14 protein-coding genes and 1 other annotated feature are annotated in these 15,814 nt (G+C 28.7%); of the genes, 10 read left to right on the forward strand and 4 right to left on the reverse strand.

The genetic code is table 11. The features are described from left to right. Positions 1–172 precede the first annotated feature (172 nt). Positions 173–478 (reverse strand): acetolactate synthase small subunit, encoded by a 306-nt coding sequence (gene ilvN, locus L1S46_RS02590; RefSeq protein ID WP_012058856.1) that lies wholly within the window; start codon positions 476–478, stop codon positions 173–175. Continuing rightward, positions 471–2,153: a biosynthetic-type acetolactate synthase large subunit gene (ilvB, locus tag L1S46_RS02595; protein ID WP_238899169.1), complete on the reverse strand. Its 1,683-nt coding sequence runs from the start codon at positions 2,151–2,153 to the stop codon at positions 471–473. The genes ilvN and ilvB overlap by 8 nt, the downstream gene beginning before the upstream one ends. A gap of 145 nt (positions 2,154–2,298) precedes the next feature. Further along, positions 2,299–2,558 (reverse strand) — a binding site (T-box leader). A gap of 491 nt (positions 2,559–3,049) precedes the next feature. Between ilvB and L1S46_RS02600 the strand changes: the two genes are divergently transcribed. From L1S46_RS02600 to panC, 7 genes are all read left to right on the forward strand, one after another. Then, positions 3,050–4,990, forward strand: a complete 1,941-nt coding sequence (locus L1S46_RS02600; RefSeq protein WP_238899170.1) for an ABC-F family ATP-binding cassette domain-containing protein — start codon at positions 3,050–3,052, stop codon at positions 4,988–4,990. 68 nt (positions 4,991–5,058) lie between these two features. Further along, complete coding sequence (locus L1S46_RS02605) at positions 5,059–5,268, forward strand: hypothetical protein (protein WP_065416726.1); 210 nt, start codon at positions 5,059–5,061, stop codon at positions 5,266–5,268. After that, positions 5,265–8,522: an SNF2 helicase associated domain-containing protein gene (locus tag L1S46_RS02610; RefSeq protein WP_238899171.1), complete on the forward strand. Its 3,258-nt coding sequence runs from the start codon at positions 5,265–5,267 to the stop codon at positions 8,520–8,522. Before L1S46_RS02605 ends, L1S46_RS02610 begins: the two co-directional genes overlap by 4 nt. A gap of 33 nt (positions 8,523–8,555) precedes the next feature. Next, the gene (locus L1S46_RS02615; protein WP_077868959.1) at positions 8,556–9,263 is read left to right on the forward strand and encodes an MgtC/SapB family protein; all 708 of its coding nucleotides are present in this window, start codon (positions 8,556–8,558) and stop codon (positions 9,261–9,263) included. Between the two features lie 369 nt (positions 9,264–9,632). After that, positions 9,633–10,622 carry a DUF2520 domain-containing protein gene (locus tag L1S46_RS02620; RefSeq protein ID WP_039771024.1) on the forward strand — a complete coding sequence of 330 codons (990 nt, stop codon included), beginning with the start codon at positions 9,633–9,635 and terminating at the stop codon, positions 10,620–10,622. After that, complete coding sequence (panB, locus tag L1S46_RS02625; protein WP_065416729.1) at positions 10,622–11,449, forward strand: 3-methyl-2-oxobutanoate hydroxymethyltransferase; 828 nt, start codon at positions 10,622–10,624, stop codon at positions 11,447–11,449. The genes L1S46_RS02620 and panB overlap by 1 nt, the downstream gene beginning before the upstream one ends. A 349-nt stretch (positions 11,450–11,798) precedes the next feature. After that, the gene (gene panC / locus L1S46_RS02630; RefSeq protein ID WP_238899172.1) at positions 11,799–12,641 is read left to right on the forward strand and encodes a pantoate--beta-alanine ligase; all 843 of its coding nucleotides are present in this window, start codon (positions 11,799–11,801) and stop codon (positions 12,639–12,641) included. Between the two features lie 74 nt (positions 12,642–12,715). Here panC and L1S46_RS02635 read toward each other — a convergent pair whose 3' ends face one another. Then, positions 12,716–12,877, reverse strand: a complete 162-nt coding sequence (locus L1S46_RS02635; protein WP_238899173.1) for a hypothetical protein — start codon at positions 12,875–12,877, stop codon at positions 12,716–12,718. Between the two features lie 132 nt (positions 12,878–13,009). Between L1S46_RS02635 and panD the strand changes: the two genes are divergently transcribed. Then, positions 13,010–13,384 carry an aspartate 1-decarboxylase gene (gene panD / locus L1S46_RS02640; protein WP_012058819.1) on the forward strand — a complete coding sequence of 125 codons (375 nt, stop codon included), beginning with the start codon at positions 13,010–13,012 and terminating at the stop codon, positions 13,382–13,384. A gap of 55 nt (positions 13,385–13,439) precedes the next feature. Here panD and L1S46_RS02645 read toward each other — a convergent pair whose 3' ends face one another. Next, complete coding sequence (locus L1S46_RS02645; protein ID WP_238899174.1) at positions 13,440–13,769, reverse strand: hypothetical protein; 330 nt, start codon at positions 13,767–13,769, stop codon at positions 13,440–13,442. Positions 13,770–14,142: 373 nt separating this feature from the next. Between L1S46_RS02645 and L1S46_RS02650 the strand changes: the two genes are divergently transcribed. Together L1S46_RS02650 and L1S46_RS02655 are read left to right on the forward strand one after the other, a co-directional pair. Continuing rightward, positions 14,143–14,664 carry a hypothetical protein gene (locus L1S46_RS02650; protein WP_077856794.1) on the forward strand — a complete coding sequence of 174 codons (522 nt, stop codon included), beginning with the start codon at positions 14,143–14,145 and terminating at the stop codon, positions 14,662–14,664. 187 nt (positions 14,665–14,851) lie between these two features. Beyond that, a complete protein-coding gene (locus L1S46_RS02655; protein WP_012058816.1) occupies positions 14,852–15,292 on the forward strand; it encodes a hypothetical protein in 441 nt (146 codons plus the stop codon). Positions 15,293–15,814: the final 522 nt, after the last annotated feature.

A 15,814-nucleotide genomic window follows, 5' to 3' on the forward strand; every position in this document is an offset into this window, starting at 1 on the left:
ATTTACACAATGCTAACATTATACTCCCAAGATAATTACAAACTTTCTTATAGAGCGGTTCATTTAATGAGGATAATAAACAGTAGAGATATTGTTTATTATCCTTATTTTTATTTCTGAATTAAAACTAAGTTTTATTTATTATTCTAAGCTTAAGTTATAGAATCAAATCTCAAATATCCTCTTGTTTAAGCTTTAGTACTTTATTTAAGTTTTCAAATACAGATTGATCATAATCTTGGTGTACTGAAACTTCGATAACATCATAGAGTTTTTCTAATTGCTTTATTATTTGATCAAGCACAGAATCATTTTTGACAAGTAAATACATTTTACTTGTAGAACCATCACCTATTTGTGCACATAAAATTCCTTCTAAATTAAATGCACGTCTTGCAAAAAGCCCAGTTATGTGGCTCATAACACCAGAATGGTTTCTAACATGTAGCTCTATAAGATAAAATTTAGTATTAATCATTTAAATTTTCACCACCAATCATATCTATATTTGATTTACCAGGAGGAACCATAGGAAGTACATTTTCGGTTTCTTCAATAGGTATATTAATTACACATGGTCCATCTGTAGTTAACAATTCTTTTAATTTTTCTAAAGGTTTTTCCTCATTACATAAATCACAAGATTGTATTCCAAAGCCTTCTGCTATCATTTTGAAGTTAGGATTTGATATAAATTTTGATGCTATATAGTGCTCATTATAAAACAACTGTTGCTGCTGACGTACTAGGCCTAAATGATGATTATTTAAAATAATTACTTTTATATTCAGATTAAAGTCAGCAAGGGTAGCTAGTTCCTGAATATTCATTAAAATAGATCCATCACCACAGAAAGAGATTATAGTCTTATCTTTATTGGCCAATGCAGCACCTATGGCTACTGGAAGTCCAAATCCCATAGTTCCAAGACCACTAGAAGTTAGTAAAGCCTTTGGTAATTTAAAAGGGTATCTTTGAGCTACCCACATTTGATGCTGCCCAACATCAGTAGTAATAACTGCATCCCTAGGAACTATGTTTCCTACAAAAGGAATTATATTAGCAGGATGCAGTATGTTTTTATAAGAAGGGAGTGGATATTTAGATTTAAAGCATTTAACTCTTTCCCTCCAAGTGTTTCGACTTTTACTTTCAATATGTGGAAGTATATCTTCTAAGAAGTCATCGACATTTGCAATCATAGATAAACTACTGGTTTTAACTTTATTTATTTCAGAAGGATCAATATCAATATGGATTATAGAAGCGTTAGGACAAAACTTTTCTATATTACCTGTTGCTCTATCATCAAACCTTACTCCTAGGGCCAAAATTAAGTCAGCTTCGTTTAGAAGATAATTTGTATATGGTGCACCATGCATTCCAAGCATTCCAATACTCAATTCATCATCACAAGGAAAAGCACCAAGTCCCATAAGACTTAAAGAAACTGGTATATTATTTTTCTTTGCAATTTTATATAAGTTAGATGAAGCATTTGAATTCACTACACCTCCACCTGCATAAATTATAGGCTTCTTTGAATCATTGATTAATTCAGCTATGCAATAAAGCGTAGAGCTTTTTATTGAATCTCTTTTAGGCAAATTTTCAGATGCAATTTCAGAAGGAAAGTCTTCTAAGTCTATAAATTCATTCTGAATATTCTTAGGAATATCAACAAGTACTGGTCCAGGTCTTCCTTCTAAAGCTATTTTGAAAGCTTCTTTTATAACTGTAAAAAGTTCATGTATGTTCCTAATTAAGAAATTGTGCTTAGTAATTGGAATTGTTAATCCATAAGCATCAACTTCTTGAAAAGCATCAGTACCTATTGCTGATAGAGGAACCTGGCCTGTTATAGCAACAAGAGGAATTGAATCAAGTTTAGCATCTGCAATGGCAGTTAGAAGATTAGTTACTCCTGGGCCAGAAGTTGCAAAGCATACTCCAACTTTATTTGTACTTCTTGAAATGCCTTGTGCAATAAATCCAGCGCCCTGTTCGTGACGTGCTAATATATGTTTGATTTTTTTGCTTTTGTATAAAGCATCATAAAGTGGGAGATTGAATCCTCCTGGAATGCCTGATATATATTCTACTCCTTCGTTCTCTAATAATTTAATAACTATTTCAGCACCATTATATTTCAAAGAAATCACTCCTTACATAAATATCTTAGAATATTTCATTAACGTTTATTGATTAGATAAAAAGTTCGATTTTACTATTTTTTAATATTTGATATAAGAATAAATATTATTTTTGTGTAAAAAAAAACTCCCAATCCTATAAATAATATAGGACGAAGAGATAATCACCGCGGTACCACCTAATTTTGTATAATCAAATACACACTTATTAATAATACGGGTTAAATAACCGATATTATTGCCCTTTTAACGGTGGACAATCCGTTTAATTCTACTCTCTAACAATTAAGATTTCGATTAAAAACTCCAAGGCTACATTCCATATATACATCATGAGAATTTCCAGCAAATATTCTCTCTCTTTATTTCAATAATATATGTACTCTTCCTTTTCACAGTTTTTAAATTATATAGGTTTATATAAATTATAGTCAAAAGATATAAGCTTTGTCAATAATTTTTTGAAAATTCTGCAAAATCATAAATTAAGAAAATAGTAATCAAGAAATTGATGTAAATAGAAATAAAAAAAAACAAAATAGTATATCGTTTACATACGAATTGTGCTATAATAAATATATAATCAGATCCATATTAAAGGGGGAATAATTATGCTAGGAATAGTAATTTTTGTTTGTGCTTTATTGATTGGTTGTAATGCTTTTTATAATACAGAAGATAATGAAGAAAGATATGAAATCTCAAGTCAAAATCTAAAAAAAAATAAGTGAATCATTAATATATACAGTAATTATTCGAAACAAGATATGTTACTTTTAGACTATCTATATTATAATAGGTAGTCTTTTTTTGTTTAAATTCAATCTAAATTTCTGTTTATGAGCATCCTATGTTAAAATAGTATGTATATAATCACATAAAGGAGTTTAAAATTAATGAATATAATTACTTTGGAAAATATAAGCAAAAATTATAGTGATAAAATATTATTAAATAATGTTTCACTAGGAATTAATGATGGAGATAAAATTGGTTTAATTGGAATAAATGGTGCTGGTAAATCAACATTTTTAAAAGTGGTTTCTGGCCGAGAGGAATTTTTTGATGGAAATATAGTAAAGGGTAAAAATGTTAGAATTGAATATCTTGATCAGAATCCTTTATTTGATGAAGATGCAACTGTTTTAGAACAAATTTTTAAAGGTGACACTAAAGAAATGAAACTTTTAAAAAGATATGAGGAGTTATTAGATAAGATTAATAGTTGCAGTGGTGAAAACTTTGATTCTTTAAATAATGAATTACTTAAGGTTCAAAGCGAAATTGACTCCTTAAGCTTATGGGATATGGAGAGTGACGCAAAGACAATTTTAAATAAACTTGGAATAAAGAATTATTCAGAAAAGGTTGGAAACTTATCTGGAGGGCAAAAGAAGAGAATAGCACTTGCTTGTTCACTTATAACACCATGTGATCTTCTTATATTAGATGAGCCTACCAATCATCTAGATTCAGATTCCATTGAATGGCTTGAAGAATTCTTAAATTCTAGGAAAGGTGCTCTTTTAATGATTACTCATGATAGATATTTCTTAGACAGAGTTACAAATAGAATTATTGAATTGGACAGAGGAAATTTATATACTTATCCTGGAAATTACACTGCCTTCCTTGAAAAAAAGATTGAAAGAATTGAAGTAGAACAATCACAAGAAGAAAAGAAAAACGCTCTTATAAGGAACGAATTAAAATGGGTTAGACGTGGTGCTAAAGCCAGAACTACTAAGCAAAAGGCAAGACTTCAAAGATTTGACGAGTTAGTAAGCGAAGAAAGCATTAAAAGGCAGGAAGATGTTGATATATCATTTGTTGGTTCTAGGCTGGGGAAGAAAGTAGTTGAATTATACGATATCTCTAAGTCGTTTGGAAGTAAAGTTATAATTAAAGACTTTAACTATATATTTTTGAGAAATGATAGAATTGGTATCATTGGAGAAAATGGTGCTGGAAAAACAACTTTAGTTAATATTCTTAGAAATAAACTTCCAATAGACAGCGGAAAAATTGAAATTGGTGATACAGTTAAAATAGGATGTTTTGCACAAGATAATAGTAACATGGATCCTAAACTAAGAGTAATTGATTATGTTAAAGAAGGTGGAGAATACATACCAGTAGAAGATGGAACTAAGATAATGGCTTCTACTATGTGTGAAAGATTTCTATTCGATAGCACTATGCAATATACCCCCATCGAAAAATTATCTGGAGGAGAAAGAAGGAGACTTCATCTTTTAAGAGTATTAATGGAATCACCTAACTTTTTAATATTAGATGAACCTACTAACGATTTAGATATCGAAACATTAAAAATATTAGAAGACTTTTTAGATAAATTTATGGGTGTAATCATTGTTGTATCCCATGATAGATATTTCTTAGATAGAATTTGTACGAAGATATTCTCTTATGAAGGAAATGGGTATATCAAAGAGTATAACGGTAACTATAGCGACTTTTTGATTTCAAAAGAAATTGAGAAGATTAAATCTGTTGAGTCAAATGATAAAAGTGGCAATGAATTTGCGGCAGATAAAGGAAAGGGATTTAAAGAAAAAACTAAAGATAATAAACCTAAGTTTACTTTTAAAGAGCAAAAAGAATATGAAACTATAGATGAAGATATTGCTAAGCTCGAAGAAAAAATCAATTCTTTAGAAAAGGAAATGGCAAAGAATGCTTCAAACTATGGGAAACTAAATGAATTGATGCATGAAAAAGAAGAAGTACAAAGTGAACTAGATAATAAATACGAACGATGGGAATATCTAAATGAAATAGCTGAAGCAATTGAAGAATTCAAAAATAATAACTAAATATAATTTAAAAGGAGGGTACTGGGATTATTTTAAAATTACTAATTTAAATAATCTCACCTAATGAAATGGAAGTACATATATATTTAAAAGGAAAAAATGAACCTACTATATTTAATGCTGAAAGAATTGATATATTAGATATAAATATTGAAGGTCGTGACTATAAGCAAATAAGATATTTTAGAAAAGGGGTTTCTAAATCCCAATATATCAGTGTAGATTTAATTAAAAGAATTAAAGAAGTTAAAAATAAAAATGCAGGTGATAAACATTGATAAAACAAATTTTACTAGAGGGTTTTAATAAGAACATAACAAATTCATCTCTTACAAAAGGTCAACGTGTTCTAAAAAATGATTTGTTAAGAGAAATAAATGTTAAAGTAGATAAAGATTATATAAAAATAAACTCAGCTGTAGTTTCAGAAAGCCTTCTAAGTGAATATTCGTGTAAGCTTGAAATTGATAATATGACTAAAGAAATTATAGGAACCCATTGTAGTTGTCTAGACTTTGAGAAAAACGAATTTTCTCGTGATAATTACTGTTGTAAACATATAATAGCTACTTTTTATACATTCTTAAGAAATATTGATGAAGATGAAGAGTTAAGAACCAAGTTAAATAATAATTTATCTCTTAAAGATAATAAAGCTAGAATTAAGGAGAATTCTAATGATGATTTATTATCTTTACTTGTTGGGGATACGGATAAGGAAAAGCTAAAATTCGAAGTTATTATTAATAAAAACAATTGGTCCTCTAAACTTCAAATCGAGTTTAAAATAGGATTAAGAAAAAGCAATAAAATGTATATAGTTAAAGATATTAATCAATTTTTGACATGCGTTTATAATAAAGTACCAATTAAGTACGGGAAAGAATTTATTTTTGATATAAAAACTCAAAGTCTTTCTTATGAAGATAGAAGATTAATAAAATTCATGAATAATATAAAAAATTTAGCAGATCATGATAGAAATTTTAGACGTTATCAGGATAAGTTAATAGAAGGAAAGACCCTTACAATTCCTGATATGATGTTTAAAGAATTTTTATATATTATAAAAAAGAATAGAGTTTTTTTAGGCGATGGATTCTTTTATAGAATATTAGAATCTGAAATAATAGAAGGGGATATGCCTATTCCATTTGCTTTATTGAGTAAGAATAATAATATAATTTTAGAAGCTCCTAATGGAATACCAGAATCATTAACTCAAGATGAAGATGTATTCTTATTTGGTACTTCCATATACATTCCATCAATAGAACAATGTGAGAGATTATCTCCATATTTAAAAATATTTAATGCTACTAACAAAGTGAGTTTTAATAAGATAAATGAAAGTAGAATTTTGAAAGAATTAATACCTTCGATTCAAAAAGTAACAAATGATTTAGTTTTATCTAAGGATATTAGAGAAAAAGTCGTAATCGCGCCTGTAATCTTCAGGTTTTATTTTGACAAGGATAAGGATATTTCGTTGTTGTTTAAGGTATCATATGAAGGACATGAATTTAATTTTTTTGAAGAATACAAAGATAAAATTATTTACAGAGATACTAATAAAGAATATGAAGTTTTAGGAGTATTAAAAAGTCTTGGATTTGAAGAAGTCAATGGAAGATTATTCTTTTTAAGAGATGATGATGAGGCTTTTAAATTCTTTAAATATGAAATAGAAAAGCTTCAACGATATGGTGAAGTATTTTATTCTGAGAGATTTAAGGGAATAAAAGATATTAAGAAATCAGATTTTGTTGGAGAAGTTAGAAAAGGTAAATTCAACTATTTTGAGTTTGAATTTAAAATTTCTGATATATCTCCAGAAGAAACTGCAAAAATACTTAGAAGTTTTAGAGATAACTTGAAATATTATAAGCTTGAGAATGGAGAATTCTTAAACCTAGAAGATGAAGCATTGAAAGAATCATTGACCCTTATAGATAATTTACTTTTAGAAGAAAAATTAAATGAGAATCTCATTAATGTTCCAATTAACAAGGGAGCTTATCTTGAAGATTATTTAGAAGACAAAGAGTTAAGGTATATAAATAGTTGTGATGAAATTAAGGATCTTAAAGAAAGATTAAGTAACATTAAAGATAAAGCCTTTCAACCTCCATATGGACTTCAAGCTAAACTTAGAAAGTATCAAAAAGAAGGCTATAATTGGCTTAGAACTTTAGATTACTTAGGGTTTGGTGGAATACTTGGTGATGAAATGGGACTTGGAAAGACACTGCAAACAATAACATTATTGCTTTCAAAGCCAGATTCAAAAACTCTTATTATTGCACCTACTTCTTTAATCTATAATTGGAAAAATGAATTTAATAAATTTGCTCCATCAATGAAAATTGCTATTTGCAATGGGGTAAAAGAAGAAAGAGAAGAATTGATTAATAACTATAAAGAATATGATGTAATCTTAACTACCTATAATTTATTGAGACGTGACATAGAATTATATAATATGAATTTTGATTACTGTATCTTAGATGAGGCTCAAAACATAAAGAATCAATCTTCTTTAAGTTCTAAGTCAGTCAAGGAAATAAAAGCAAGAATAAGATTTGCGTTGACTGGAACACCAATAGAAAATTCATTAATGGAATTATGGTCAATATTTGATTTTATAATGCCAGGGTATTTATATAACGAGAAGAAATTTGTAACTAGATATCATAGAAGGCTTGAAGAAGGACCAGAAATTCTTGAAGAGTTAAATAGGCTTGTAAAACCATTTATTCTTAGAAGGTATAAGAAGAATGTAATTAAAGAATTACCTGATAAAATTGAAAAAAGACTTCTTGTTCCTTTAAGTGATGAGCAAAAAGTCGTATATGAAACCTATGCTAACTATACTAAAGATTTAATTCAAAAGAAAGTCGAAGATTTTGAGTTTAGTAAGAGCAAAATAGAAATTTTGGCTTATATAACTAAGCTTCGTCAGATATGTTTAGATCCGTCTGTAACTATGGATAATTACTTAGGAAGTAGTGGAAAAATTGATGCATTAATTGAATTATTGGAACAAAGTATAGATGAGGGACATAAAATATTAGTATTCTCGCAATTTACTTCTGTATTAAAGAATATAAGCAAAATACTTAAAGAAAAAAATTTCTTATTTTCATATTTAGATGGATCAGTTCCATCAATCAATAGAATGAAGATGGTTGACGAATTTAATAATGGTGAAAACACTGTATTCTTAGTATCCTTGAAAGCTGGTGGTACAGGTCTTAATTTAACAAGCGCGGATATAGTGATACATTTTGATCCATGGTGGAATCCTGCTGTTGAAGATCAAGCAACTGATAGAGCACATAGAATTGGTCAAAAAAATGTGGTAGAAGTGATTAAGTTAATTGCCCAAGGAACTATAGAAGAAAAAATAGTGGAATTACAGGATTCCAAAAGAGAGCTAATAAATAAGATTTTAGGTGATGATTTATCCGTAGGAGAATTCATACATTCGTTAAATGAAAATGAAATTTTAGAATTATTTAATTATAATTAACAATAAGATACCAGCAATTATGAAGGTGGTTATATGGATAATACAATAAATGAACTGACAAACTACTTGAGGGAAGTTAATACTGCATCTATAATTTTAAGGCTTACTCTTGCTACAATTTGTGCAGGGATTATTGGGCTTGAAAGAGGAAGAAAAAAAAGGCCGGCTGGTCTTAGAACTCATATATTAGTTTGTATTGGTGCAACTTTAATTATGATAACAGGACAATACATGAGAGATATATTACACATTCAGGATGATGTAAGCAGAATGGGTGCTCAAGTTATAAGTGGTATTGGATTCTTAGGCGCGGGTACTATTATAGTAGTTGGGCGTAATGAAGTTAAAGGCCTTACAACTGCAGCTGGTCTTTGGGCCTGCGCATGTATGGGACTTGCCATTGGAATTGGTTTTTATGAAGGCGCTATTATTTCATGCTTTTTCTTATTAGGTGTATTAACAGTACTTCATAAAGCAGATTTACATTATAGGGCTAAGTCTAACGAATTGGATATATATGCTGAACTCAAGCATATAGCAGGCGTTACGAACTTTATGAATGCAATAAAATTAGATGGAACAAAAATTTCTAATCTAGAACTTAAGAAAGCGAAAGAGCTTGACAATCATATAATTGGGCTTAAAATGACTTTAACATTACCTGAAAAAATTAATCATTCAGAGTACATTTTAAAGCTTCATAGCCTTGAAAATGTAATTACAATAGAGGAAATTATGTAAATTTTTATAAAAATACGAGAAAGCAAGAATTAAAAAGTAATCTTGCTTTTTTTTGTATTTAAATAAAAAAATCGCAGGCTACTGTGGAGCAGGAGATTTTTTTCACGCATCTGCCTTTTCGAATGCATGTGAGAAAAATCTGGCAGGCGAATAAGATTTTCTTTTTATTCTTTTTTAAATACTCAAACTATCCAATCAACCTTTTTTAAGTTACCCATAGATTTTACAGGAATATAAATTCCTAAAGAATAAAAAAATTTATCATTGTTAAAATCAAAACATAGTGGTAGAATATCAGTGGGTAGTATCGAAAAAGAGTTACACCAAATTTTTTAGCATTAATTATATATAATACAACTCATATCTATAATGAATGAGATTGAAATTAGGATGTTGTATCACTCACACGTATATGGAGGTGATACCATTAAAATTGGATTTATTGGCCCAGGGAAGGTAGGCGTGAGTTTAGGACGCTACTTTACTCATAAAGGGATAGAATTAAGCGGCTTTTATGGAAAAGATGACTTAAATGCCATAGATGCAGCAAATATTACAAAATCTAAATTTTATAACAACATTCAAGATATTATTAAAGATAGTGATATATTATTTATTACAACTCCTGATGACATCATTTCAATTATAGATATTGAATTATCAAAATTTGATCTAAATAACAAATCTATTTGCCACACAAGTGGTTCACTCAAATCAAATGTATTATGTAATGCGAAACATTCTGGTGCAATGATTTATTCTCTACATCCAATATTTGCATTCTCTAGTAAAGAAACAAACTTAAAAGAATTGGAAGATATATATTTTTCAATTGAAGGTGATATTTTAGAAGATTCATCTATTATTAGTGTACTTAAGCTTATTGGAAATAAGTACTTTGTTAGAAAAGCAGAAGATTCCTCAACATATCATTTAGCTAGCGTTTTTGTATCTAACTTAGCATTATCTTTGCTTGATATAGGAACGAGTTATTTAAAAAAACTTGGACTAGATGATGAAGAAGCTTTAAATGCTTTAAAACCTTTAATAAAGGGTAACATTGATAGTATTTATGCAAAAGGTTTTGTTAATTCTTTAACAGGTCCTATAGCAAGGGGAGATATTACAACAATTGAGAAGCATATTTCTGTTTTAGAGGACAAAGATAAAGATTTATATAAGATATTATCTTTTAATCTATTAAAACTTGTGGCTTTGAGAGATAAAAATAATGCAGATATTACAGAAAACATAGAAGAATGTTTCTATGACATGAAAAATAAGAGTCAAATAGAAAATGTATTAAGTAATTCAAAAAAGCATTTGGAAATTTATAAGTTTTTAGGAGGCGTAAATTAGTGAAAAATACAGTATTAACTTTTAAACAAGCCAAAGAAGAGAAAAGAAGATTAAGTATGCTTACAGCATATGATTACTCAATGGCAAAAATCATTGATGAAAGTGGTGTTAACGGGATTTTAATTGGAGATTCTCTTGGCATGGTTATTAAAGGTGAAGAAGATACATTAGCTGTTACTATGGATGAAATCATTTATCATACAAAAGCTGTTAAGAAGGGTGCTAAAAATGCTCTTATTGTAAGTGATATGCCTTTTTTATCATATCATGTATCTATCGAACAAGCAGTTTTAAATGCAGGAAGATTAATAAAAGAAGGTGGCGCTAATGCCGTTAAGCTTGAGGGTGGTGCGAATGTTGCAGCCCAAATTAAAGCTATTGTAGATGCTCAAATACCAGTTATGGGACACATAGGATTAACTCCTCAATCAGTAAATGCTTTTGGAGGATTTAAGGTTCAAGGAAAGAGTGAGGCAGCTGCAAAGCAGCTTATAGATGATGCTGTACTTATTGAGAAAGCAGGGGCGTTTTCAATTGTTCTTGAGGGAATTCCTGAAAAAGTTGCAGAGCTTATAACAAATGCAGTTTCAATTCCAACAATAGGAATAGGAGCTGGAAAATATTGTGATGGTCAAATTTTAGTTTATCAAGATATGTTAGGCATGTTTAATGACTTTGTGCCAAAGTTCGTAAAACAATATGCAAATGTAGGTAACGTTATGAGAGATGCCATTAGCTCTTATGTTAAAGAAGTACAAGCTGGAGATTTCCCAGAAGAAAAATACACTTTTAAAATAGATGAAAATGAATTAAAGAAATTGTACTAAATCTTAGATTTATGCGATAACTCACGAAATGAATAATATACTTTTGTTCCAGTTTCTAGGCAATTATGATGGGTGATTCTAAGGCTATAAAGTTGCACCCAAAGTGCTAGCATCAAAGACAAGCTTTGAACTAGCACATTTGTAACAACTTATAGCCAAAGAATCACATCCATCAAAATTGCCAATGAAACATTCCACAAAAGTATATTACTCATTTCTGTTTGGAAGATATTTCATGATCTAAGTATAGTTTAAGATTGTAGTATCTATATAGATATTCAACTGTAAGTTTATACTTATGTGATAATGAACCTAAATTTTAGTATTAGGATGAGAAGGGTGATCAGTAATGTTAGTTAAAGAGATTAAAGAGCTTAGAAGCTTGATTAAGGCATGGAAGAGAGAGGGGTTTTCTGTAGGGTATGTTCCAACAATGGGAGCTTTGCATGAAGGTCATGAGAGTCTTATAAAAAGAGCTGTTGAAGAAAATGATAAGGTCGTTGTAAGCGTATTTGTAAATCCAACACAATTTGGTCCAAATGAAGATTTTGATAGTTACCCAAGAAACATAAATAAAGATTTGGAACTTTGCATTAATGCAGGCGCAGCAATAGTGTTCAATCCAGAACCAAGTGAAATGTATTATGGAGATAAATCTACAAGTGTTAGTGTATCAGGTCTTACAAGTGTACTTTGCGGTGCTAAAAGACCAGGGCATTTCGATGGAGTATGTTTAGTTGTTTCAAAATTTTTAAATATAGTTACTCCGGATAAAGCTTATTTTGGAGAAAAAGATGCTCAACAAGTGGCTGTTATAAAAAGAATGGTTAGAGATTTAAATATTGATGTAGAAATAGTTGCTTGCCCTATAATCCGTGAAGAAGACGGACTAGCAAAAAGTTCAAGAAATACTTATCTTTCTAAAGATGAAAGGAAAGCAGCATTAGTATTAAGTAGAAGTTTAGAAATAGCTAAAGATGCATTAAGAAAAGGTGAAAGAAATGCTAATAATATTAAAAATTCAATAAAAGAGGTACTAAATTCAGAACCATTAGCAAAAATAGATTATGTAGAAATCGTAGATAGTGATTCACTAAAAAGCGTTGAAATCATTGAGAGAAATGTATTGATTCCAATTGCAGTTTATATAGGAAAAACAAGATTAATAGATAATTTTACATTTGAAATATAATAATATAGATATCTGAGGTGAAAATGTACTTATGCGTAAAATCCACCGAAATAAAGATCATGCATTTGTTCAGGTTACTGAGGATTAAGCTGTGAATTTCTAATAGCAGGAGTTGCACCATTTCTGCATGATCCTGAAACGAGTTCAGGACAAGCAAAAATGGAACAACTTCCACTAAAGAAATATCTACAGCTAAATCCTCTAATGTAACGCTTCCACAAAAGCATGACCTTCATTTCTGATATGGAATATACTTCAAAAGATAAGTTCAATTTAATGAGAGTATCTATGAAGATACCGAAAAGGAATATATACTAATTTGATTATTATGAACAGATAAATAAACAGATTTTCAGGAGGAAATTTTAATGATACTTACAATGTTAAAAGGAAAAATACACAGAGCTACAGTTACACAGGCAGAATTAAATTATGTAGGAAGCATTACAATAGACAAAACATTAATGGAAGCAGCAGGTATCTTAGAAAACGAAAAAGTTCAAATAGTTGATATAAATAATGGTGCAAGACTTGAAACATATGTGATTCCGGGTAAAAGGGAATCAGGAGTTATTTGTTTAAATGGTGCTGCAGCAAGGTTAGTACAACCTGGTGATAAAGTTATTATAATAGCTTACGCACAAATGAATGAGGATGAAGCTAGAAAATATAAGCCTTCAGTTGTTTTTATGAATGATGATAATACAATAAAAGAAATAACTAATTATGAATCAAATGAATAAAATTTTATTTATATCTTTGTAGTTAAAGAGTGAGATTAATTTAAAATCTCACTCTTTAATTTATTACACGAATTATGATATTTTCTATATGTCTTCCACCAAACTCATCTTCAATCAGTACTTGTATTAAATCATAACCACAAAATCCAGCTGTTGGCTTATATACAAGAATAGAGGGTTCAACTGAATATAGCTTACCATTGTGAGGACATGATTTTATCCTTAAACGGCTTTTAGCACTATAACAATCTAATACTTGTAAGTCTAAAAAAATATAATTTCGTGAGTGTACATAAAAGGGCTTTATTTCTTTAATATTAACTTTGAAGTTACAAGGATGTATATTAAATTCATAATTTTCTTTTTTAGTTTCGTTATCCTTCAAAATCCCACTTCCTTTCACTAAAGAAAATAAATCGCTACTAAATATTAATTCTATAAATTTAAAATTAATTTAGTCTACAATGTAATAAAAAGTTTTATTTTAATACATATTATGTTTTTATATTACCTTTTGTACCATTTCTAATAATATTTAATACATTATTATATAAGAGAATATAAAAAAATCGCAGGCGACTGCATGCAGTAAGTCTTTAATTGACTTAATGCTCTTTTTATAGGTGTATATTTTTTATTCTCTTTCTGTACAGAACCTAATTAAGTATCCTTTTTTATAAGTGTCCACAGATTTTACTTTATTATAAATTTCTAAAGAATAAGCTAAATCATTAATACCAGTAATTGGAGGAAGTAGAATGGATAATGAAAAAGAGACATACAATAAAAATGAACCTAAAAAAATATGTAATGACGAGAATTTTGTAACTGATGATTTTTTTGATATAGAATGTGACTATTGTTTGAACGAAAAAGAAAATGTAGAAAATTGGGGGAAAGAGGAAAATAAAAAACATGACACTTGTTGCCAAGGAAGCGAACCTAAGATTTATGCTAGTTGTAATCTAAAAGTGGATTTCGATACAATAAATAAAATGCTTTATTTAATTCCAGGCGAATCTCAATTTTTTACAGTTGATGTATCAAAATGTTGTGGAGATGTAACTATTAGATATAATGGATGTTCTTCAAATAATGGAATTCGTGGAAATCTTGCAGTATATAAAATAGTGCACTCTGGGATTATAGCTGAAACTTATTCCAAATTAGATCCTAAAAAAAAAGATATCTTACATTTCACAGCCACAGATAAGTGTAGTCATGAGTCTTATGATTTTGTAGCAATATTCTCGTGTAATTTATGTAGACGTTATTGTTAAAAAGCCTAAATTTAAATGAAATTATTAAAATCCAATGAGCAGTTTATAACAAAGTAGATTGATTAAGTGTAACAATTAAAAAAATTGTTTATATAATAAAATATAACAGTTATAAATAAAGTGATGAAATTAGGAAAAACAATTTATAGAAATAAACAGTTATACTCTAAGTTCTAGGAGGAAAATTATGGGTATTGAAGAAAAAGAGATTATTGAAGAAAAAGAAACTGATAAATCATGTGATAATAAGTGTGAAGCTCCAGTAATGAAAATAAATTGTAATCTAGAAGCTAGCATTGGAAATGAAAATAAAATAATTTATGTTTATCCAAACAAATTACAATATTTCACAGCTAGTGCAATATGTTCTTCAAACTGCGATACACTTGAAATAATATACACTGGCTGCAATAAAAAATGTATTTGTGATGAAGTTTTTATTTGTGGACGCCTAGGATATTATAAAGTAGTTAGTTCAGGTATAATATTTATGCCAAAACACAATCTAAAAAAGTTGCTTAATTGTGGTTATCCATCTGATATCTTACATTTTAAGGCTATAAATAAATGTGGAGATAAAATTGAATTTGTTGTAGTGTTTACACTAGGCTCAATCTGCTACAAATAATAACTGTAAAAATACAATTAAGTATATACGTTTTAGAAATATCTAATATAATTATATGACTTTTCTTATATAAGAATATCATGCGATTATTATTATAATAACGCAATTGAATAGTCTGTGTACTTTATGAAAGATAATTATAAAAGATTATCCTAATAGAATATACATAGACTATTTTTGTGTTTAATATTAATAAGAAATACAACGATGCTGTAACTTATTCATAAAAATATAATATTATATAATTAATTGAATTCTTAAGCAAAATAATATAACAGAATCCCTTTACATTGATAAAAGCAAGTAGTAATTATTATATAATCTGGAAACAAATCATTTAAAATAGATGTCTTAATAAAAATGTATTGAATTTTGTTTGATTAACATAAGTCTAAATATACGTTGGATATCTATAAATTCACAAAAGATCTTGGCAAGTTTAACTTAATTAGGTTGTTGAATAAACAGAATTTGTAAAAAATAAATAAGTCATCCCTTTGTGATATAATAATTTCGCGAAAA

This window comes from Clostridium sp. YIM B02500 (assembly GCF_022324665.1).
GTDB classification, from domain to species: Bacteria; Bacillota; Clostridia; order Clostridiales; family Clostridiaceae; genus Clostridium; species Clostridium beijerinckii.

What these genes read in the sequence shown, in the direction of transcription:
- ilvN (WP_012058856.1), bottom strand. Translation starts at nt 478, where the DNA reads ATGATTAATACTAAATTTTATCTTATAGAGCTACATGTTAGAAACCAT.
- L1S46_RS02600 (WP_238899170.1), top strand. Translation starts at nt 3,050, where the DNA reads ATGAATATAATTACTTTGGAAAATATAAGCAAAAATTATAGTGATAAA.
- L1S46_RS02605 (WP_065416726.1), top strand. Translation starts at nt 5,059, where the DNA reads ATGGAAGTACATATATATTTAAAAGGAAAAAATGAACCTACTATATTT.
- L1S46_RS02615 (WP_077868959.1), top strand. Translation starts at nt 8,556, where the DNA reads ATGGATAATACAATAAATGAACTGACAAACTACTTGAGGGAAGTTAAT.
- L1S46_RS02620 (WP_039771024.1), top strand. Translation starts at nt 9,633, where the DNA reads ATGAATGAGATTGAAATTAGGATGTTGTATCACTCACACGTATATGGA.
- panC (WP_238899172.1), top strand. Translation starts at nt 11,799, where the DNA reads ATGTTAGTTAAAGAGATTAAAGAGCTTAGAAGCTTGATTAAGGCATGG.
- L1S46_RS02635 (WP_238899173.1), bottom strand. Translation starts at nt 12,877, where the DNA reads ATGAAGGTCATGCTTTTGTGGAAGCGTTACATTAGAGGATTTAGCTGT.
- panD (WP_012058819.1), top strand. Translation starts at nt 13,010, where the DNA reads ATGATACTTACAATGTTAAAAGGAAAAATACACAGAGCTACAGTTACA.
- L1S46_RS02650 (WP_077856794.1), top strand. Translation starts at nt 14,143, where the DNA reads ATGGATAATGAAAAAGAGACATACAATAAAAATGAACCTAAAAAAATA.
- L1S46_RS02655 (WP_012058816.1), top strand. Translation starts at nt 14,852, where the DNA reads ATGGGTATTGAAGAAAAAGAGATTATTGAAGAAAAAGAAACTGATAAA.